A 20,098-nucleotide genomic window follows, 5' to 3' on the forward strand; every position below is an offset into this window, starting at 1 on the left:
ACCTTGGAATCAGCATCTAAAGCCAGCAACTAGCGAAACCGCGTAAGCAATGAAGGGTCGCAATCCAAAAATAGGATTGCGGCCCTTCTCAGTTTGCAAGACGGTCGATTATTGGGTGCTTACAAATCAAATTGTTGCATAGTCGTCCAAAAATATGGAGGCAACGCGAATGCAGCAGTGGTCGCAGGGTAATCATGTTCAAGCAATGGGAGAAGTCTTCATGTTAAGATCCTGTTACAGTTCAACTTTCAGTTTCAAAATACGTCCTACAAACAGTCTGTATATGTTGAGAGCGAAAGTTCTCACAGACCTTCCGGAGGGGTCTTGCAACGCATCGCCGCCGTGCGCGGCGTGCAGCGCGAAAGCCGCTAGCGCGAGCGGCGGCGGTCGGCGTTAGCCGGCCGTCATCAGCCCCCAGTGTCTAATAGGGGGGCAAATACAAGTAACAAGAAATCCGACGGTAGGCATAAAGCGCCTGTGGCACGGCCTTACCGCATAGGTAGAACGCCAAATTGCTGTTAGGACGCTTGGAAAGGAGCTAACATGCTCAAAGACTTAAACTTAATTGGCGGCATGACCAACAAAGATTGGCTTGATCAAGTCCATGACGAGATGCGCGACAATGGAATTACACAAGGTCAGCTTGCTGATACGGCAAATTACAGTCGGTCACACCTGAATCAACTGCTGGGTCGTAAGAAGCCACTCAACGATAAAGCCCGACTAGAACTGACGTTGGCGTTGCGTGCGTTGACCGGTCAGAATAATCTGGACGTCTGTATCGACTATCTCAGCGTCACCTTCAAGACACACGACTACGAAGAGTTGATTAACAAACTGTTCCAAATCAGCCCGACCCATTTCAATCTTCACGAAGGCGCCCACTACGGCTATTCAGCAACCTTAACATGCGGTGAGATCAAGATGATGTTATCACCTTACCAAGACGTGGATGCCGAAGATTACAAGCCGAAAGACGACAGTGGCACAATGATTGAGCTGAAAGGTCAAGGCTGTCGCTACGTCGAATCGTATCTGCAATCACAACATCGAACTTGGTACGATTTTCTGGAAACTTGTCTCAAACTGGATTGCCACTTCACTCGACTGGATTTAGCCATCAACGACCGCAACGGTTTACTAGACGTGCCAACACTAATTGAGAAGTGTGACCATGATGAATTCAGCTCACGCTTTCGCGGGTTCAGGGACAACCGCACCAAACAGTGGCACGCTTCCGGACGCACCTTGTACCTTGGTTCACCACAAAGCGAAGTCAATTTCTGCATCTATGACAAGGCATTTGAGCAACATCAAAAACACCCAGAAATCGCCATTGAAGATCAACCAATCCGTACTCGCTTTGAAGTGCGCCTACGCCGCGAGCGTGCCGCCACAGCGGTTGAACATCTATTAGCGACACATGATCCCGAGCAAGTCGTGTTCGGCATCATCAATCAGTATCTGCGTTTCTTGACGCCAAGTCATAAGCCTAGAAGTGAGTGGGCGTTAGATCCCCGTTGGGCGGCGTTCATCGGTAACAATCGGGATAAGTTGCGCCTGTCCACTAATCCAGAGCCGTTAAACTATGACCACATTACGCGATGGCTAAGAAAGCAAGTCGCACCCTCGCTCAAGATGTTGCAGTTGATCGACCAGTACAACAATACGAGCGAACTCAAGGCCATCATCGACAGTGGCAAGTTGACGCAACGCCACTGGGACGTGATCCACCATTTTCAACACCAACGCAACGGTGTTATGACCGATTCAAAGCAACGTGAGAAATCAAAAAAGAGCGACTACGCCGACCAAAGCAAGTAGTCACCCTTCACAGATAAAATATGGGTTCTATCTGACTTGATTATCTCACTCCCACCAAACTTTAGGAAGTGATTTGATTGAATATTAACGTACCAGAACAGCCAGTCTTCCTGACGATGACTAGAGCTGATCTTATCAAACTAGGATACAGTCCATCGCAAGCAAGCCGCATCGTTAAGTTAACCAAAGAACAGTTGCTCAAACAAGGCTTTGGATGGTACGGTAAGAAAGGCGTAGACCGTGTTCCAGTGGAAGCAGTAGACGCAGTATTAGGCTTGAAACTAAGCCGACTTGAGGGTGCACCAAGTGGCCTTTCCGCAGTTAAGGAGGAACTATCTTGACTACGAAAGACCATATTACCAAACAAGCGGACGGCACTTTTAGCTTCCGCGTAAGCTTAGGAACTGACAAACGGACTGGCAAGCGAATTCAAAAACGTGCCAGCGGCTTCAAAACGAAAACGGAGGCGAAAAAAGCAAGACTAGCCATGTTGGCGACCGGCGTTACTGATGACCAAGACATTAAGCAGACCCGCTTTGGGCCATTCATGGAAGACGTGTTCAAACCTTGGTACAAAACCCAAGTGAAACCACGGACTTACCGGCAACGCGTAACCATGATGGGCGGCCAGCATCTCAAGATGTTTACCGAGATCGCGATTGACCAAATTCGACCGATCGATATTCAAAGGTGGCAGGTACAGATACTAAAAGTCTGCGAACAATCTTATGCGCGAACCGTCAATATTCTAATTGGCCAAGTGTTAGAGCGTGCCAAAACCTTAGGCATCATCTCCGAAAATGCAGTTCGCATCGTCGGTCTGATTCCTAAGAAGAAAGCGAAAATCAAGTTCTGGACACGCGAAGACTTCCAAAAGGTGATTGCCAAAACTGGCACTGACACCTACGAGAAACACTTTGAACGCACGATGTTGTGGTTTATGTTCATGTCAGGATTACGAAGCGGTGAAGCGCGGGCATTAAAGTGGACAGACGTTGAGCTCGTTGGCAAGACGGTGAACATCAATAAGACCATGGACTATCACAACCGCAACTGGTTTGAGACACCAGAGCCAAAGACTGCGGCTAGTCGCCGAACCGTTGCGCTTGATGATGCCACAGTTGCGTGTCTAAGCGCGTGGCAGGTCGCACAAGCGGCGATGGTGAAATCTGAGTGGGTGTTCTCGCTTAATGGGATTCCCTGCGCTGACCGACGTTTCTTGGGCATCGTGAGTGCCTATAGCACACTCGCAGAAGTTGAGCGGATTACCGTGCACGGCCTCCGCCACTCGCATGTGTCACTGTTGATCAGTCTCGGTGAGAATCCACTCCAGATTAAAGAACGTCTGGGACATGAGGACATCGAAACGACGCTCGGCACTTACGGTCATCTCTACCCCAACAGTAACTTTGAAGTCGCAAAAAAGCTCAACGGGATCTTCTCTGAGGAGGCGCCCGATGAGCCAAAATAATTTGAAAAGGGTCAAAATTGTGCCGCCGTAAAATCGGTGGTGCTAGAAACGTTGATACCGCGGGGCAAGCACGAGATGTGTCATTGTTCCCGGGAAATATTACCGGGAAAAGACGGCCTGCCGGCTGTAGCGCAGGTAGTGGCGCAGCATCTGCCACACGTACAGGGTCACCCGCAGCACCGGCTGGTACAGCGCGATACCGACGCCGGCCAGCACCGCGGCGAACGCCAGCTGATGCCACGGCACCGCGTAGCCCAGCAGGTTGGCGCCGACCACCAGAAGCGGCGACACGACGAAGCTGACCTCGATGGCCCAGGCCGTCAGTAGCAGGCTGCCGATCACGCTGACGACCGCCAGGGCGACGATGATGTCAAACCAGATCAGGCCAAACAGCGCCAGCCAATTGATTTTGTGCATTTTGACTTCCTCCTTTTTCGCGGCGGAAGGGCCGACCAAGGCGTCCAAGCTGCAGCCGTACAGCTGGCACAAGTCGCTGAGTGCGTAGATGTTGGGCAGCGTGTGGCCCTGCTCCCAGCGCGACACGGTCTGCCGCGTGATGTACAAGGCCTGCGCCACCGTTTCCTGGCTCATGTTCGCGGCCACTCGCGCCGCCTGCAGGTTCGCACCTAAAGTCATGTCTCCCACCTCCAAGAGGAAGTATCCGCCGCCGCGGCCGGCTTGCCCAGCAACAAGGCTGTTACATGCCGTCACGCCGGGGTTGCGCCAATGAATCCGGTGCTCATTTGGCGTCTTCCCCGATTGCGTCCCAGTCGATGCGGCGGTCTTTGTAGTAGAACGCGTGGTCATACGCGTTGACCTGGCGCAGCACCTTGGCGGGGCTGCCGACCGCCACCACGTTGCTCGGCAGGTCGTGGGTGACCACCGCGCCGGCGCCAACCACCACGTTGTCGCCGATAGTCACGCCGGGCAGCACGATGGCGCCGGCGCCAAACCAGCAGTTTTTGCCGATCACAATCGGTAGGTTGTACTGGTAGCCCTGGGCTCGCAGGCTGGCCTCGACCGGGTGGCCGGCCGTCGCCAGGACGACGTTGGGGCCAAACATCGTGTTATCCCCCACGGTGATCGGGCCGTCGTCGACCATCGTCAGGCCGTAGTTGGCGTAAATCGCCTTGCCAAACGTGCAGTGGTGACCGCCCCAGTTGGCATGCAGCGGCGCCTCGATGTAACAGCCCTCCCCAATCTGGCCGAACATCTCTGTCAGCAGCGCGGCTCGCTTACTTTGCTCGGAAGGCAGCGTCTGGTTGTACTTGGCCTGCAGGTCCTGCCAGTGCATCTGCTCCTTCATCAGGGCCGCGTCGTTGGGCAGGTACAGGTCGCCATTGCTCAGTTGTTCCATTTTCATTGTGAAATCCGCTTCTTTCTTCAATAATTTGGCGGGAACGCCGCCAACGTGGCTTGCGGCCGGCACGTCACGGTCGACCACGCTGCCCGGCGCCACCCAGGCCCCATCGCCGATGGTCACGCCCGGCAGCACCGTGGCACCGACGCCCAGTACACAATCGGCGCCGATTCGCACCGCCTGGTTGTGGACGTAGCCGGCCGCTCTAAGCGCCGGCCACACCGGATGGGCCCCGGTGGCGACGGTCACCCGGGCGGCCAAAACGGTCCGGGCCCCGATGGCAATCGGACCGTCATCCACCAGCATCACGCCGCAACCGATCGTGACGCCGGCGCCGAGCCGCACATGGGCCCCGCCCCAATTGGCGGTTAAGGCGCCGGCCACGTGGCAGCCCGGGCCGGCCGCCGCGAATAGCGCCGCGTAGGCCGCCTGGCGGTTCGGCGCGGTCGGCGACAGCGCGTTGACTTGCGCCAGGCGGTCTTGGCAGGCCAGCTGGGCCTCAAGCATCGCCTGACCACTGGGATAATAAAGCGACCCATCGGCCAACTCCGGAAATTGCATACGCTCACCTCTGCCCCATTGTAACCGATGTCAGCGAGCGGTTCGAGGGGGATTGCGGAAAATGCCGCCAGTCATCAGCATCACGACCATACGTGAGCAAACTCCCGGAAATAGACTTACGGACAATAAAAAACGATGTCCAGAATAATCTGAGCATCGTTTTTTACTTCCGGGGCTAGTCCTCGTCGTCGTCGACTTCGACCAATCCCTCCCAGGCGGTCTTGCCGAGGAAGGCCTGAAGCCTGCGAACCTGTTGGTTGTTGTAGCCGCGCAGGCCGGTCAGGAAGGCGGCCATCGCCGGGCGGCTCTCGCGTTCGGCGAGCTTGATCGCGCGATCGATGAACAGGTTGGCGGTGGTGAAGTCATGCGCCGTCTGGTCGACAACCTGCGCGGCGTCCTCATACTTCAGCCGCGGCTCCTCTTCGATTTTGGCGTAGCGCATGTACTCCGCGACGGTGGCCGGCGGGAACTCGTTTTCGTCCAGCAGCACCCCGCCGAGCTCGTCAATCTGCTTGCGATTGGCGGCGATCAGGTCGGTGTAGACCTGCTGGAGCTGGTAGCTCTGCGGCCCGTGAACGAACCAGAGGGCCTGGTGGAACTTGACGTCCAGGACCCACAGGTTGGCCAGAATGTGGCCGGTCATGGCGCCGGCGGTCGGCTTGTGGTGGTCGCGATCGGCCTGTTCGACTTCGGCTTGGTACTTGGCTTCAATGGCTTCTTTGCTTGGCATGTGAGATTCCTCCTGAGTGAATGTGCAGTTTTGATCGACTAAGAGCAGCAAGGTTTGGTTTGGTTTGGTTTGGTTTGGTTTGGTTTGGTTTGGTTTGGTTTGGTTTGGTTTGGTTTGGTTTTTGGGGGTGAAGCAGGCGCTGGCAACTACAGGTCCTTGACCTTGACGCCCTGGACCTCGTAGCCCAGCTTGGTGACGACCTGGCTCAGGTCATCGGCGGAAACCTGGCTGTCGTCGAACTCGGCCTTCACCTTGCCGGCGTTGAACAGGACCTTGACGGCGCCGACGCCCTTGGTGTTCTTGACGGCGCCTTCGATCTTGGTCAGGCAAGACGGGCAGGTCAGTTCATCCAGCTGCATAATGATTTTCTTGTTCATAATCGGTTCCTCCTCTTTGTTGATAAGTCTATTGTAGGTGGGGCCGGCGGAAAAATAATTGACGCCGGTCAAGTTTAGTCAAGTTTTTCGGCGCGACCGCCGAAGTTGATCAACCGCATCGCGTTGAAAATCACGACCAGAATCGAGGCCTCGTGAACGAACATGCCGGAGGCCATGTAGATGAAGCCGGCGACCAAGCCCAGTAGCAGGAAGGCCACGACCAGAATCGCAATCGTCACGTTCTCGCGGGTGTTCAGCACCGTCTTTTTGGCCAAACGGTAGGCGTGAACCAGGGCCTTGAAGCTCGACTGCATCAAGACGACGTCGGAGGTTTCGATCGCGACATCGGTGCCGGAGCCCATCGCGATGCCGATGTCGGCGGTGGCCAGGGACGGCGAGTCGTTGATGCCGTCGCCGACGAACGCGACGCGCTGGCCGGCCGCCTGGAACTGCTTGACGAACTCAACCTTCTGATCCGGCATCAGCTCGGCGTGAACCTCATCGACGCCGAGGGTCCGGGCGACGTAATCGGCGGTGGTTTGGTTATCGCCGGTCAGCATCACCAGGTGCTTGGCGCCGGCCTTCTTCAGGGCGGCCAGGGCGGCCTTGGCTTCCGGCCGCACGATGTCGGAGACGCCGATCAGCCCAGCGACCTGGCCTGCGACTGCGACGATGATCAGGGAGCTGCCGGTTTGTTGCAACTTGGACACGGCGGCTTGTTGCTCAGGCGTGAGCGCAACGTGATGGGCCGCCAGCAGCTTCTCGTTGCCGGCGCAGACGTCGACGCCTGCGACCTTGGCCGTGACGCCTTGGCCGCGGATGGTCTGGTGATCGGTCAATTCCAGGTTGAGGTTCAGCTTGCGGCGGGTCGCCGCTTCGATGACGGCGCGGCCCAGCGGGTGGTCCGACAGGCTTTCAAGCGCCGCGGTCTGCGCCAGCAGGTCGTCTTTTGAACCGGTGAAAACCACCACGTCGGAGACGGCGGTTTCGCCCTTGGTCAGGGTGCCGGTTTTGTCGAAAACAAAGGTGTCAATCTTGGCGAACTGGTCCATCGCCTCGCCACCCTTGACTAAGATGCCGCGCTTGGCGCCGTTGCCGATGCCGGCGACGTTGGACACCGGGGCCCCGATGACCAAGGCGCCGGGGCAGCCGAGCACCAGCACGGTAATCGCCAACTTGAAGTCCTGGCTGATCAGCCCGACCAACAGCGCGATTAGAAGCACCGCCGGGGTGTAGTACTGCGCGAAGCGGTCGATGAACTTCTCGGCGTGGGACTTGGTGTCTTGCGCGTCCTCGACCAGCTCGACGATTTTGGCGAAGGTGGTGTCGTCGCCGACCTTGGTGGCCCGGACGTTCAACGCCCCGTCGCTCAAAATCGTCCCGGAGAAGACCTGCTCGCCATCGGTCTTGCGAACGGCCCGGGACTCGCCGGTGACAGCGGCCTCGTCTGCGTAGCCGGAACCCGCGACGACCACCCCGTCGACCGGGATGGCGGCGCCGGTTTTGACCACCACCACGTCGCCGACCTCGACGTCATCGACGTCGGTGTCCTCGGTGGTGCCATCGGCCTGCAGGACCTGCGCCGTGGTCGGCGCCATGTCGGTCAGGCTGCGGATGGATTCGCGCGTCTTACTCAGCGTTTTTTGCTCCAGGAAGTTCCCGAACAGGAACAAGAAGGTGACGATGGCGCTTTCGTTGTACTCGCCGATCACGAACGCGCCGATGACGGCGATGGTGACCAGAAGCTCAATTGAAACCACCTTCACTTTCAGCGCCTGGAAGGCGTGAACCGCGATCGGCACCACGGCGATCAGCGAGGCGATCGCCAACACCCAGGCGTAAAGCCACCCGACATGCGTGAACTTGCCGGCGTAACCCAGCACGATCAGCGCCGCTGACAGCCAGGTGATGTGTTGACTGTGATCTTGCAACCATTTTTGAAATTTCATGATCCGCTCCCCTATCAGGTTTGATGACTCAAGTATAGGGGCGGCGCGGCGGAAAGAACTTGACGCGCGTCAAGTTCTGACAAAAAGTTAGTGGCAATTTGTGGCATACTAGAGAAAAGGACTTCGTGAGGTGAAAAACATGCTTAACTTGACCGGTTACGCCAAGCAAGTCGGCTCCCTTAGCTTCGCCCAGCTGCCGCTGACCGCGGTCGACGGGGTGATTTTGGCCCAGCTGGCCTATTTTCCCTTCAACCTAATTGCCCCGAGCCTCAACCGGCTGGGCGACCTGCCGCCGGCCGCCTTCACCGCCCTGACCCAAGACACCTGGAAGCCCGGCCCCAACGCGGCGCTGCTGGCCGTCTTGGCCCATCAGCCGCGCTTTTGCGACATCCGCGTTCACGACGCGGTGGATCAGCTCGACGCGGCGCTTGAAAAACAGTTCTCCGCCGTCACCTTTTCCCTACCCGGTGGCCAGCACGTGCTGGCCTTTCGCGGCACCCGGGCGGCCTTCGTCGACTGGAAGGAGGACTTCAACATGGCCTACCTGAAGACGATTCCGTCGCAACGCGCCGCCTTGGCCTACCTCGAAGGCATCGCGGCGCGGTTCCCCGGGCCGCTGACCTTGGTCGGCCACTCCAAGGGCGGGACGCTTGCGACCTACGCCTTCGTGAAGGCCCCACTCGCGCTGCAAAATCGCGTGACCGCGGTGTACAACGCCGACGGTCCCGGCATCGGGACGGCCGTCGTCCCGGCGCTGCGGTCGCGCATTCACAAGCTGGTGCCGCAGAGCAGCCTGATCGGGACACTTTTTGACCCGGATCAGGAGTACCAAGTGATCCAAAGCACCGCTCACGCACTGGGCCAGCACGACCCGTTCAGCTGGCCGGTGCAAGACCACGCCTTCGTGCCGTTGGCCACGACGGACGGGCTGTCGCAATACGCCCAGCGCAGCATCGCCGCGTGGGTCGCGGAGCTGGACGCCGCCACCAAACGCGCCTGCCTGGACGCGGCCTACGCGCTGGTGCTGCGAACCGACACCCGCACCTTCGCCGAGCTGCGCGGCCAGCTGCCGCAAAGCGCCAAGGCGATTTTGACCGGGCTGCGCGACACCGACGCGGCCACCCACGCCAACTGGCGCCGGGCCGTGACCGCCTTGATTGCGGCGCTGTGGGCCAGCCTCGAGCCGCCGGCCTGGCACCTGCCGGCCCCGGTGGCGGCCAGGCTGCCCGAGCTGAAGCAGCTGATGGCGCGGCTGCCCAACCCGTGGCAGCGCGACTGAGCCGCAGAAGTTGCCAGCAAAATGCGCCTATCGTATAATATGAGTGGAACAGGCGACGTGAGCGTCTGTCAGGTGTCGAAGCAGTTGGTGTGCTGGCATGCACGGGCTGTGGAGCCTTAAAGGCTGGGGATGTGTAAACCTCGAACCAGCAATGAAAACATCCCACGACAAAGGCGTCCGAGCGATCGGGCGCCCTCTTTGCATACTTGGCCGGCTAATACCTGGTCCGTACCCCACGGTCGCCGGCGCGAGGTCGCGCGTGACCCGACCGTCTCACTGGGCTCGCGACCATCGCTCACGGCTCGCGCAAACTGGCCGCCGGACGGCCGCTGGCGCCCCTGCAGCCCAATGGCGGCCTCACCGCCACACCCCACCGCCTCGCGGTCCCGCGGTTTCTGGCGTCCCGACCACCCGCCGGCACCGCGCCGGTTGCCAGCCCGGGCCCTCCGCCGTCCCACCCGGGAACGCCCCTGCCCCGCCGCTTTCCTTGCCTCGCCTGGACCGGCCGGCTACACTGACAGTGTAGGAAGCTGATTGTTCCACGTGAAACGGGAGGCGCGACAATGACAATTCCACTGGTGTTCAGCGATATTGACGGCACCCTGCTCGATGCGCAACACCGGCTGCGGCCGGCCGTGATTCGGGCGGTGCGAGACTACACCGCGGCAGGCGGTCGCTTTTGCCTGGCCTCGGCGCGGCCGCCGCAGGCCATGGCGGCGATTGCCACGACGCTGGCGGTGACGCTGCCCCTGGTCGCCTTGAACGGGGCGCTGATCGCCACGCACCACCCCGACGGCACCACCACGCCGCTGTTTTCACAACCGCTGGCCACCGGCGTCGCCCAGGCGGTGCTGGATCGCGTGACCGCTCGCGGCCTGGCCATCAGCGTCAACGTGTTCGCCGGCCCCGACTGGATCGCGGCGCCGAGCCCCTGGGTCGCCCAGGAGGCGGCGATCACCGGCACGGCCCCGACCGCCGGCGACGTCGCCGGCTTCTTAGCCACCGGGCGGCCGGTGCATAAGCTGCTGTGCATGGGCGAGCCGGCGGCGGTTGACGCGTTGCGCGACGCCGTGCAAGGCCTGCCGCTGACGGCGGCGCGGTCCAAGCCGACCTACCTGGAGCTCACCCACCCCGCCGTGTCCAAGGCCCAGGCGCTGCGTTTTTTGGCCGGACATTACGGGCTGAGCCTGGCGCAGACCATGGCGCTGGGCGACGGCGACAATGACATTCCGATGCTCGAGGCGGCCGGCGTCGGCGTCGCCTTGCACAACGCCAGCGCCGGCCTGCTAGCCATCGCCGACCACGTGGTCCCGGCCAACACGGCGGCCGGGGCGGCGGTGGCCATTCGCCGCTTCGCGATGTGACAACCGATGTGACACGCGGTCACTCGCCGGTGCCGCCGCTTGCAAAAAGTGCGATACTAGGAGTTATGATTTTCAGAAATTATTAACCGTGCCGATGCCTTCGCACCGGCCGAAAGGAGGCGCCACTCCCATGGATGATGCACAACGCGAACGTGGCCCATGGAAGAAAAATCTCTACGTGCTGTGGTTTTGCACCTTCGTCGCCGGCATCGCGTTCAGCGAAATCATGCCGTTCCTGTCGCTGTATGTCAGCCAGATGGGCGATTTTTCCAAGCAGGAGCTGACCTTTTGGAGCGGGTTGATCTACGCCGTCACCTTCCTGATCACGGCGATCGTCTCGCCGTTGTGGGGCAGCCTGGCCGACCGCACCGGCCGCAAGGTGATGCTGATTCGGGCGAGCCTGGGCATCGCGGTGTCGATGGCCTTGATGGGCCTTTGCACCAACGTCTGGGCGCTGTTCGCCTGCCGCTTCTTTCAGGGCTTCTTCTCCGGCTACATCCCCAACGCCCAGGCCCTGGTGGCCTCGCAGACGCCTCGCGCCAAGGCCGGCGTCGCGCTGGGTACCCTAGTCACCGGCTCGGTGTCCGGGACGCTTTTTGGCCCGATCGTCGGCGGGATTTTGGCCCAGATTTTCTCGATTCGCAACACCTTCTTCATCACCGCGGCGCTGCTCACCGTGGTCTGCCTGATGTCGGCGTTCATGGTCGAGGAGTCCTTCGTGCCGGTCAAGCGCGTCAAGGGGGCCCCGCACGAATCGCTGCTGCACAAGGTCGCCGACCCGAAGCTGATCGTGATTCTGTTGGTCTCGACCATGATTGTGCAAACCGGCAACGCGTCGATTTCGCCGATCATCTCGCTGTACATTAAGGAACTGATGCACAATCAAGGCGCCATCACCGTGGTCGCCGGCATCATCGCGGCTTTGCCCGGCATCTCGAATATTTTGGCGGCGCCGCGGCTCGGCCGCTACGGCGACAAGCACGGCTCCGGACGGGTGCTGATCGGCTGCTACCTGTTCGCGGTACTGGTCTACTTTCCGCAGGGCATCATCGGCAGCGTCGTCGGCCTGGGCGTATTGCGCCTGTTCGTCGGCATCTCCGACGCGGGACTCTTCCCGACCATCCAGACCTTGCTGACCAAAAACACGCCGCCGGAGACCACCAGCGCGATTTTCTCATGGAACCAGAGCTTCCAGGCCCTGGGCAACATGTTCGGCGCCTTCCTCGGCGGGACGCTGGCCGGCCTATTCGATTACAACGTGGTGTTCATCTCCACGGCGCTTCTGCTGTTGATCAACCTGATTGTGCTGCGCGTCACGGAACCCAAGCTGCTGCGGCGAACCGACCGCAAGGCGTGAGAGACCGGGTTTTTGTCCCGGCAGTTGTTATTGTGGATGCAAAACGGTCTGCCAAATCCGAACCTCTCGGATTGGCAGACCGTTTACTTTTGAACCGCATTAACGGTCCGAGCCCGTTGGCGCGTCGCCCATCCCCCGCTCATCCATCCGCGCGTTCACTGCGGCGAATTAACTCGGCGGCGGCGTCACAAGCGGCAGCGAACGTGATGCCGCGACTATACGCGAATGCCTTTTGGTAGCGCAGCCAGCGTTCGTTCAGCGTCCGTGATTGCCCTAATGCTGTCGCGATGTTCGCGTATTCGGTCAGCGTCGGCACGGCCGCGCGTCGTGCGGCCGTTGCTCTGATCGCGGCCCATAGCGTTTTGAAGCTGAGTTCATCACCCCGTACTTTGTCGAACAGGTACACATCATAGAAATCCTTCATGCGTGTGTTGGCCTCCTGCCGGGCCACAATCGTCTCGAGTTTCTCGGCCAAAATGGTCTCCATGTTGTAAGCCATCACCAGGATATCCTGCTGATTAAAAATTGTCCGGTGATGCCACGAAATTTCCCGCGGCGTGATGACGTCCCCCGTTGAAACATCAACCTTAGTGTCAATGACGCTGCCAAAAACACGGGCCTGCATGTGAACGCGATAGCCCGTGTACTCTGCATCTTCTCTGATTGACTCGACGTGCATCATGGTCAACTGGATATCGTTTTCTGGCGTATTCATGTTCACAATATCACTGAAAACCTCACTTATTTTCGCAACCGTCACCGGCAGTCCCTTGATTGCAGTGTCCATATCTCGCGTCGACCGCGTATCGACACCCAGCATGGAGGCAATCAGGAAGCCACCCTTTAGGATTAAATTGGTGCGGTACGGCGAGTGGGAAATCCGATCTGCTAGTTCGTCCAGCACCACTTCCTGCATGAGAATCTGCGGATCGACCCGCTTTTGCTTGGCCAGATTCCTGACCTTGGCCTTGAACTGCTGACCACTCGTGAAGCCCAGGTTTATAACAAGACCTCCAAATAGTTATCAATTCGACTTCGGACGTTGAACAGGTTGGCATACTCAATCAATCGGCCAATGTTGCGCTGCTTCATGCGGGCGTATTCGCGCATCGCTTGGCGGATTGTCTCCGAGTCTGACTGATCGCGCGTCCGCAAAATATCGCAAAGCGTTCGCTCGACATTGTAGACCCGAACTAAGTGTTGGCCGGGTGTCATCACCTCCTCAATACCCAACTCGTACAAGTCGGGCTTTTGCGTAAAGACATCAACCGGATACGCGGTTATTCTGGTCGCATGATAACCGGCCGGAAAATTCATCTGGTAACGCTCAGGCGTTCGATCCAACATGTGGTGCAAAAAAAGCGCCGTATCTTTGAAGTAAACGCCACGGCTGAAGCGATACTGAAGGATGGACATGTCATCCTCAAAAACCGCCGGGTCAATATAAACACCGCGATCAATTCGCTCCAGCTCACCACGTTGAGCCAGACTAAATAATATACGCGGATTCAAGGCCACATCCCGCAAATCTTGGCTGGTAATTTGGCCATTGTTTCGTTGCAAAATATCTTGAATTAGCGGTTCCACGTCGGTTACCTCCCCGTGTAGTTTCAAACAGGGTTATAGTATAACACCCAGTTTGAAACTACGCACCGCAGCACGATCCCGGGCGACCCCAACCCTAGATTACCGGTGATTCCCGAATGCATGCGTCATCTAAAAAATTGCCTGATATCCCGTATCCCCATAGCACTGACTCCGCAGTCAACAATCCGGGGGCCAGGCCCAGGCTCACTGCCCCGCCCGGCGCTACCCGTCCGGCTAACCGCCCCGCCCCGCTCCGCCCTCTCTTCCAAACGGGCTCCGCCGCGCAACGCGGGTGCGGCCTGCTACGCCGCGGCGTTTGGGGCAAAACCCACGCCCCAATCGCCACGGCTAGGCATCCCGTCCCGCTAAACCCGCGTGGCGCCGCCCTCTAAACGGGCTCCGTGGGGCATCGCCGGGGCGGCTAGCTCGGTCTGGTCACTGAGCCAGGCCCAGGCTCACTGCCCCGCCCAGCGCTACCCGTCCGGCTAACCGCCCCACTCCGCCCTCTCTTCCAAACGGGCTCCGCCGCGCAACGCGGGTGCGGCCTGCTACGCCGCGGCGTTTGGGGCGAAACCCACGCCCCAATCGCCACGGCTAGGCATCCCGTCCCGCTAAACCCGCGTGGCGCCGCCCTCTAATATTTATTCGCACGACTCGTCCCATCGGCGGTGGCATAGGCCGGCGGTGAAACGCGGCTTGGAAGCGCTTGCCGGCCAGTTATATTAGTTAGTTTTCCAAACTATCGTCGAACCAATTCGTCGACATTCGGCCCGGTTGGTCCCATACATTCCCATTAAATCGCCGCTGTAAGCGCTTGCCCAACTTGGTATTGTTGACTATACTCAGTTGTGTGTTGCGGCACCGTCTGCCGCAGCTCGAACGCCGTGCGGGGGCACGGGAAAAACTGGGAGGTTTTTGTGATGCATAGAAAAGTAGCGATCTTAGCGACAGCCGCCGCGACCATTCTGGCGCTGGCGGGGTGCAGCACTGGTAACAAGGCCGACACCGACAAGAAGGCCGCCAAGGATGACGGCAAGGAGCTGACGGTCACCGTTTACGATGACCTGGCGAACTACGCCGGCATCGCCAAGGGTTGGTATGCCAACTACATCAAGGACAAGTTCAACATCAAGCTGAAAATGGTCTCGCCTAACGTGGCCGGCGGTGGTTCCACGCTTTTTGACACCCGCACGGCGGCGGGGAACCTCGGCGACCTGATCATCACCGGCACCACCCACACCAAGAAGCTGGTCAAGGCCGGCCTGCTGGCGGACATGACGCCTTACGCCGATGGCATGACCTACATCAAGAAATACAAGGCCAGCTCCGACGAACTCGCCAGCATCGCCGGCAAAAAAGGCCTGTGGGGCCTGACCACCGGCGTCTCCTCGATGTCACCGACCAAGCCTTCCGAAGGCCAGGACCCGGCGGCCGCCCCGTACATCCGTTGGGACCTGTACAAGGAAATCGGCTACCCGAAGATCAAGACCATGAACGACCTGGTGCCGGTCCTCAAGAAGATGCAGGACCAGGCGCGTAAGGACACCGGCGACAAGGACATCTGGGCCGTCTCCCTGTTCAAGGACTGGGACGGCACGAACATGCAAAACGCCGCGCAAAACCTGTCCTTCTACGGTTGGGAAATCAACCAAGGGACCGTTTTGAGCAAGGGCAACGGCAAGGCCTACCAGAGCATCGTGGCCAGCGACAGCCAGTACGTCAAGGGCATCAAGTTCCTGAACCTGTGCAAGCAGGCCGGCATCCTCGATCCGGACTCCTCGACGCAGACCTGGACGCAGATCGACACCAAGGTTCGCTCCGGCAAAGTTCTGTTCTCCTGGTGGAACTTCCTGGGCATCTCCGGCTACAACACCTCGGCCAACACCGCGCAGGGCAAGGGCTTCGCGCTGGCGCCGGTCCAGGATCTGAACGTCACCTCTAACGGCGCCTCCCCGGCCGGCGGCGTCACGATGATTGGCGTCGGCAGCAAGGCCAAGAACAAGGCGCGGCTGGTTAAGTTCATCAACTGGCTGTACTCCCCAGAAGGCGTTCAGGTCAGCCAGGCCGGTAACATCGCCTGCGCCGGCATCAAGGGCGTGATGTGGAAGATGCAAGACGGCCAGCCCGTTTTGACTAAGCTCGGCGACAAGATCCTCAACGACGACCAGAACACCAAGATGCCGAAGAAGTACGGCGGTACCTCGTTCCAAGACGGCCTGAACCCGCTGAACTTCAAGACCGTGCTGCAGTACGACAAGGACCCAACCACCGGCCAGGCCTACAACTACAACATGTGGCCTTCCGTGATCAAGGCCTCCGAGACCAAGCTGAGCAAGGATTGGTCCAAGCACATGGACGGCGCGACGTCGACCATGGACTACTTGGAGAAAAAGAACCAGCTTGAAATTGCCGCCGGCGTGGCCTATACCGCACCGGAAGACCCATCCGTCATCGCCACGCAGCGCAGCACCATCGGACAGCAGGTCACCAACACCACCTGGAAGATGATCATGGCCAAGACCGACACCGAGTACAACAGCCTGCTGGCCAACATGCAAAAGACGGTCAACGGCCTGGGCTACAAGGACGTCAACAAGTACGACATGAAGAACGCCAAGGCCAAGAACAAGATGCGCAAGGACGTCATCAAGGAGTACAAGGCCGATAAGTAAGCGTATTTATCCATCGTTTCTCCTACCCTAACCCGGGCAGCGCCGCCTCGCCACGCGTCGTTGCCCGACACAAACCCCAAACAAGCGGCGCCTGTTCTGCCAGACAGGCGCCGTTTTGGTATGCCCGAAAGTCGCGTAGGCTCGTGGGTGGTACCCCGGCGGCCAGTCACGTTGACCCAAGCGCGAGACGCTGCGCCTGCCAGCACACTTTTGAGCCGGCGGAACCGTGTGTCCCCGCCCCACACGCTCAGCTAATAGTCGCCACGCTATTTAACTCGGTGAATGTTCCAAGGAACATGCTTTCTGAGAGCCCTTAATGGATAAGGCATGCCGAACAAAACAATAAATTAATACGAATCCAGAGTCCACTGTGGTATACCGCGAATAAATCACAGACAGCCTCATCGGGACGCCTGTTTCAGCAAATTCATCCACGACTGAACGTGTTACAGCGGACAAAAATATCGGGGGGGGAATATAGTGCTTGATAAATAAAGCAAGCGCTTGTAGACTTTCCCTGGATGGCGGAAATAATCAGGAAATCGAGGGATTCATTGTTTCAATTCTTCATTTCAATCCGCCGATCGCCGCTTTTTATGTTGATCGACGTTACACAACATGATTCGTCATTTATAGCAGCGGAGGTGGATGCGATGTACGTTGGCATTTATCACTACAGAGGCCTGCGCCTCAGACTATTCCTCTTTTTCCTCATCATTTTATCGATTGCACTCATTAGCTCGGATTATCTCGGTTACGCTGTAGGTCCGGTCAACGGGATAGAGGCCTTGGCGTGGCTCACCGACCCGGGAACCAGTTTTCTCTCGGCACTCGTCATCTTTAGCGGCACGACGCTGATCATTGGTGATTATTTTAAGCAAATTCAACTCAGTGGGACAAGTAATCTACTCATTATTCGTAGCCAAACACGCCGTTGCGCGACCCTTAAGGCTTATGTCACCATCTTCTTAACGACGTTCATACTCATGCTCAGCACCTTCGTCTTGGTTGGTCTTGCCATTCATCTTCTGCGATTTCCAATGGTATTTAACAATAAACAGCTGGTCGAGGAACTGCAGTTTGGTTACTCGTGGGCGAGTCTGGTATGGATTATCTTCTCTAGAGCTTGGGGGATTTCGGTCTTCACAATGTTCGCATTTGCAGTTGGCTTATGGATTCCACGCCTCGGATTGTACCGTCTCAGTGGTCTAATTATCTCATTGACGATGTATCTTGGTGTGGCCACGATGGGCGATGTCAGCTGGTTGCGCATGGTTGGCGCAGCGTTGTTTCTACCTAACCTAATTGCACCGACGACAGTAGCGGATTTCGGTCCTTACCTTCTTCACATCTCACCAATCTTATTACAGGGTCTGTCCATTATTATCTACCTAGGTCTAACGTGCCTGCTGACCATGTCCTGGCAACATCACGAGGCGGAAAAATGAAGCCTATCGTTCGAATTAGCTACACACCTGGCGCCTACCTGATTCTTATCGTTGCGGGTATGATCAGTCCCTTACTTTCATTGACGTCAAAGCAGCCGGCGGGTTACGAACTGATGTATGGATTTGTGACTAACAATATATCTTATACGGCGAATATCTTGTTTGTTGTTCTTTTGACGTACCACGTCACCTTTCTGCTTCACCTAGAAGGTCTGGCGGTGCCACGAGTCAACTTGAGTGATTTTCAACTAGCTGGACTGGCTGTTCTGATGGTAGACGCTGTCCTTTACGCGATAATCCAGTACGGTCTCGAGTTTGCTTTATTCTCCGCAACCAAGGTGATGCCCGTCGTATTCGTGGTCTTCTGCACAGGTAACTTCTTCATGTTGGCCATAATCGCGCTCATCATGTTCTCGTCTTTTTATCACCATCACGTCTACATCGCAGCCGTTGTGACCATCGCGCTGGAAATTGCGGCCCATTTCTTCATTGTGCGACCATGGATTGAGCACGTTGTTTTTTGAGAATGGAGGATTACCCTAATGGAAATTCAAGATGTCTCCAAGCAGTTCATGGGGCAACACGTGCTGTCCCATGTGAATTTAAGTGTCGGCCCCGGTGAGGTGGTTCATATTTCCGGACACAACGGTTCGGGCAAGTCGACGCTGCTCAAAATCATCGCGGGACTGACCAAGCCCGATCACGGCACGGTCACTTTGGCGCCGAAGGAACGCATCGGCGCGTTGATTGAAAACCCCGGCTTCGTGGAAACCGAGACGCTTCGCGCCAACCTCAAGTTTCTACTCAGTATTCAGCACCGCGTGACGCTGGACCACGTGGTGCCGTTGCTCACCGCTTTTGACCTCGCCCTCGCCAACCGGGCGCCGATGAAGAAGTATTCGGTCGGCATGCGGGAGAAGGCCGGCATCATCCAGGCCGTGATGGAGGACCAATCGCTGATTCTGCTGGACGAGCCGACCCGCGGCCTCGACGCCGACGCCGTGGCCGCCTTGGTCACACTGATTGCGGGGCTGGCCGACGAGGGTAAAACGCTCATCGTCGCCTCACACGACCAGGCGACCCCAATCGCCTACTCAGCCCATTACCAACTGGAAGGCGGCATTCTCTCACGCCAAGCCGACGCCTGACGCTCACTGCGCTGAGCTGGCTGGGCATCAATGCGTGTTTCTGCTATGGCCTAGGGCTGGGCCCAACGCAGAGTCACGCCTTACTGCTGACGTTCGCGCCGGGTCGCGCGATGTTCGTCCTGATGCAAGTCGGCCTCATCGCCCTGGCCGCCTGGCTGGGTGGCTGGTGGGTGCAGACCTTCACGCCGGCCTATTCCTTGATTGCGGTGCGAGGCGGGGCTCGCACGTACCGGCGGCTGTTGGCCGCTCAGCTGGCGCAGTGTCTGACCTGCCTGCTTGCCGTCAATCTGGCGCTGGCCGCCGCAATCGGCACCTTGACCATCGGCGGCGCCATCGCGTTGACGGTGACCACCACACTCGGCCTCGCGCCGCACCTGCTGCCAGACAACGGCTGGAACACGCCGGCCGCCTTCGTGCTGATGCTGGTGTTGCGCGTCGTCAGCGGCCTTTTGTGATTGCACGCCTCCCCGCACCGTTTCGGGTGAGCCCAAGCCAGGCGGCCCTGCCGCATTGACCTTGGCCGCTCAAGGTCAATGCGGCAGGGTCACCAGTGCATTCTCCGTGACAATCAAAAACCGCCGCAACTCAATCGTTGCGGCGGCCGCGCCGAAGCCACCGGACTCACACTGCCCGGTGGCCTTGGCCTGATTCTGTTAGGTTCTAACCTCGTCTTACCGATTCGTGGTACACCAGTCGTCCCTGTGGCCACACGGCTACCCCACACTGTGGGTGGCGGTCGCAGGACTGCAACGGCTGGGCGGAAGTCCTTCCCCCTGGTTTCTCCTAGGATCAGGAGTTGCACTAAAGCTCTCGAGTTTAAAGTCGCGTGGACGATACACTGCGACTTGGCATGGGTATGGTACTGGAGGCGCTTGCGCTCCGGACCGTTCCCGTGCGGTGGCTACTCCGGCGACCGTGGCTTTGAGTCGTCGCCCCGCACTAAGATAATCATCTGAAGGTAGCTTAACACC

18 protein-coding genes and 1 pseudogene are annotated in these 20,098 nt (G+C 58.4%); 11 read left to right on the top strand and 8 right to left on the bottom strand.

Annotated features, from left to right (window positions below; all coding sequences use genetic code 11):
* The first annotated feature begins 543 nt into the window (after positions 1-543).
* The 3 genes from NUH19_RS12550 to NUH19_RS12560 all read left to right on the top strand — a co-directional run bounded on the left by NUH19_RS12550 (position 544) and on the right by NUH19_RS12560 (position 3,295).
* Positions 544-1,824: a replication initiation factor domain-containing protein gene (locus NUH19_RS12550; protein WP_225049361.1), complete on the top strand. Its 1,281-nt coding sequence runs from the start codon at positions 544-546 to the stop codon at positions 1,822-1,824.
* Between the two features lie 77 nt (positions 1,825-1,901).
* Entirely contained in the window at positions 1,902-2,165 is a 264-nt protein-coding gene (locus NUH19_RS12555) for a DUF3173 family protein (protein ID WP_225049360.1), read from the top strand.
* Entirely contained in the window at positions 2,162-3,295 is a 1,134-nt protein-coding gene (locus NUH19_RS12560; protein WP_125697101.1) for a site-specific integrase, read from the top strand. The genes NUH19_RS12555 and NUH19_RS12560 overlap by 4 nt, the downstream gene beginning before the upstream one ends.
* A 99-nt stretch (positions 3,296-3,394) precedes the next feature.
* On the opposite strand, the gene NUH19_RS12565 is transcribed toward NUH19_RS12560, so the two are convergent.
* From NUH19_RS12565 to NUH19_RS12590, 6 genes and pseudogenes are all read right to left on the bottom strand, one after another.
* Positions 3,395-3,931, bottom strand: a complete 537-nt coding sequence (locus tag NUH19_RS12565; protein ID WP_262316892.1) for a helix-turn-helix domain-containing protein — start codon at positions 3,929-3,931, stop codon at positions 3,395-3,397.
* Between the two features lie 103 nt (positions 3,932-4,034).
* Positions 4,035-4,658, bottom strand: coding sequence for a sugar O-acetyltransferase (locus NUH19_RS12570; RefSeq protein ID WP_262316905.1), 624 nt, complete (start codon positions 4,656-4,658; stop codon positions 4,035-4,037).
* An 18-nt stretch (positions 4,659-4,676) separates the two neighbouring features.
* A pseudogene (locus NUH19_RS13135) lies at positions 4,677-5,216 on the bottom strand (DapH/DapD/GlmU-related protein); the annotation flags it as partial.
* 175 nt (positions 5,217-5,391) lie between these two features.
* Positions 5,392-5,946: a ferritin-like domain-containing protein gene (locus tag NUH19_RS12580; RefSeq protein ID WP_262316893.1), complete on the bottom strand. Its 555-nt coding sequence runs from the start codon at positions 5,944-5,946 to the stop codon at positions 5,392-5,394.
* Positions 5,947-6,092: 146 nt separating this feature from the next.
* The gene (locus tag NUH19_RS12585; protein WP_225049352.1) at positions 6,093-6,323 is read right to left on the bottom strand and encodes a heavy-metal-associated domain-containing protein; all 231 of its coding nucleotides are present in this window, start codon (positions 6,321-6,323) and stop codon (positions 6,093-6,095) included.
* Between the two features lie 74 nt (positions 6,324-6,397).
* Complete coding sequence (locus tag NUH19_RS12590) at positions 6,398-8,272, bottom strand: heavy metal translocating P-type ATPase (RefSeq protein WP_262316894.1); 1,875 nt, start codon at positions 8,270-8,272, stop codon at positions 6,398-6,400.
* 139 nt (positions 8,273-8,411) lie between these two features.
* On the opposite strand from NUH19_RS12590, the gene NUH19_RS12595 reads away from it, so the two are divergent.
* The 3 genes from NUH19_RS12595 to NUH19_RS12605 all read left to right on the top strand — a co-directional run bounded on the left by NUH19_RS12595 (position 8,412) and on the right by NUH19_RS12605 (position 12,272).
* Positions 8,412-9,551 carry an Mbeg1-like protein gene (locus tag NUH19_RS12595; RefSeq protein WP_262316895.1) on the top strand — a complete coding sequence of 380 codons (1,140 nt, stop codon included), beginning with the start codon at positions 8,412-8,414 and terminating at the stop codon, positions 9,549-9,551.
* Between the two features lie 563 nt (positions 9,552-10,114).
* Entirely contained in the window at positions 10,115-10,915 is an 801-nt protein-coding gene (locus NUH19_RS12600) for a Cof-type HAD-IIB family hydrolase (RefSeq protein WP_262316896.1), read from the top strand.
* Positions 10,916-11,045: 130 nt separating this feature from the next.
* Positions 11,046-12,272, top strand: coding sequence for an MFS transporter (locus tag NUH19_RS12605; RefSeq protein WP_262316897.1), 1,227 nt, complete (start codon positions 11,046-11,048; stop codon positions 12,270-12,272).
* Between the two features lie 139 nt (positions 12,273-12,411).
* Here the strand turns inward: NUH19_RS12605 and NUH19_RS12610 are convergent, their stop codons facing one another.
* Positions 12,412-13,188 (bottom strand): nucleotidyl transferase AbiEii/AbiGii toxin family protein, encoded by a 777-nt coding sequence (locus NUH19_RS12610; RefSeq protein ID WP_262316898.1) that lies wholly within the window; start codon positions 13,186-13,188, stop codon positions 12,412-12,414.
* Positions 13,189-13,271: 83 nt separating this feature from the next.
* Entirely contained in the window at positions 13,272-13,859 is a 588-nt protein-coding gene (locus tag NUH19_RS12615) for a type IV toxin-antitoxin system AbiEi family antitoxin domain-containing protein (RefSeq protein ID WP_262316899.1), read from the bottom strand.
* A gap of 920 nt (positions 13,860-14,779) precedes the next feature.
* On the opposite strand from NUH19_RS12615, the gene NUH19_RS12620 reads away from it, so the two are divergent.
* The 5 genes from NUH19_RS12620 (at position 14,780) to NUH19_RS12640 (ending at position 19,582) form a co-directional block, all read left to right on the top strand.
* Complete coding sequence (locus NUH19_RS12620; protein WP_262316900.1) at positions 14,780-16,531, top strand: extracellular solute-binding protein; 1,752 nt, start codon at positions 14,780-14,782, stop codon at positions 16,529-16,531.
* Positions 16,532-17,085: 554 nt separating this feature from the next.
* Positions 17,086-17,979 carry a hypothetical protein gene (locus NUH19_RS12625; protein ID WP_262316901.1) on the top strand — a complete coding sequence of 298 codons (894 nt, stop codon included), beginning with the start codon at positions 17,086-17,088 and terminating at the stop codon, positions 17,977-17,979.
* A complete protein-coding gene (locus tag NUH19_RS12630) occupies positions 17,976-18,503 on the top strand; it encodes a hypothetical protein (RefSeq protein WP_262316902.1) in 528 nt (175 codons plus the stop codon). Before NUH19_RS12625 ends, NUH19_RS12630 begins: the two co-directional genes overlap by 4 nt.
* Before the next feature lie 18 nt (positions 18,504-18,521).
* A complete protein-coding gene (locus tag NUH19_RS12635; protein WP_262316903.1) occupies positions 18,522-19,127 on the top strand; it encodes an ATP-binding cassette domain-containing protein in 606 nt (201 codons plus the stop codon).
* Positions 19,128-19,237: 110 nt separating this feature from the next.
* Positions 19,238-19,582 carry a hypothetical protein gene (locus NUH19_RS12640; protein ID WP_262316904.1) on the top strand — a complete coding sequence of 115 codons (345 nt, stop codon included), beginning with the start codon at positions 19,238-19,240 and terminating at the stop codon, positions 19,580-19,582.
* Positions 19,583-20,098: the final 516 nt, after the last annotated feature.

The sequence above is a fragment of the Lacticaseibacillus parakribbianus genome (assembly GCF_025490915.1).
GTDB classification, from domain to species: Bacteria; Bacillota; Bacilli; order Lactobacillales; family Lactobacillaceae; genus Lacticaseibacillus; species Lacticaseibacillus parakribbianus.

Excerpts from the sequence above, each read along its gene's own strand:
- NUH19_RS12550 (WP_225049361.1), top strand. The coding sequence starts at position 544 with ATGCTCAAAGACTTAAACTTAATTGGCGGCATGACCAACAAAGATTGG.
- NUH19_RS12565 (WP_262316892.1), bottom strand. The coding sequence starts at position 3,931 with ATGACTTTAGGTGCGAACCTGCAGGCGGCGCGAGTGGCCGCGAACATG.
- NUH19_RS12570 (WP_262316905.1), bottom strand. The coding sequence starts at position 4,658 with ATGAAAATGGAACAACTGAGCAATGGCGACCTGTACCTGCCCAACGAC.
- NUH19_RS12580 (WP_262316893.1), bottom strand. The coding sequence starts at position 5,946 with ATGCCAAGCAAAGAAGCCATTGAAGCCAAGTACCAAGCCGAAGTCGAA.
- NUH19_RS12585 (WP_225049352.1), bottom strand. The coding sequence starts at position 6,323 with ATGAACAAGAAAATCATTATGCAGCTGGATGAACTGACCTGCCCGTCT.
- NUH19_RS12590 (WP_262316894.1), bottom strand. The coding sequence starts at position 8,272 with ATGAAATTTCAAAAATGGTTGCAAGATCACAGTCAACACATCACCTGG.
- NUH19_RS12595 (WP_262316895.1), top strand. The coding sequence starts at position 8,412 with ATGCTTAACTTGACCGGTTACGCCAAGCAAGTCGGCTCCCTTAGCTTC.
- NUH19_RS12600 (WP_262316896.1), top strand. The coding sequence starts at position 10,115 with ATGACAATTCCACTGGTGTTCAGCGATATTGACGGCACCCTGCTCGAT.
- NUH19_RS12605 (WP_262316897.1), top strand. The coding sequence starts at position 11,046 with ATGGATGATGCACAACGCGAACGTGGCCCATGGAAGAAAAATCTCTAC.
- NUH19_RS12610 (WP_262316898.1), bottom strand. The coding sequence starts at position 13,188 with ATGCAGGAAGTGGTGCTGGACGAACTAGCAGATCGGATTTCCCACTCG.
- NUH19_RS12620 (WP_262316900.1), top strand. The coding sequence starts at position 14,780 with ATGCATAGAAAAGTAGCGATCTTAGCGACAGCCGCCGCGACCATTCTG.
- NUH19_RS12630 (WP_262316902.1), top strand. The coding sequence starts at position 17,976 with ATGAAGCCTATCGTTCGAATTAGCTACACACCTGGCGCCTACCTGATT.
- NUH19_RS12635 (WP_262316903.1), top strand. The coding sequence starts at position 18,522 with ATGGAAATTCAAGATGTCTCCAAGCAGTTCATGGGGCAACACGTGCTG.
- NUH19_RS12640 (WP_262316904.1), top strand. The coding sequence starts at position 19,238 with ATGTTCGTCCTGATGCAAGTCGGCCTCATCGCCCTGGCCGCCTGGCTG.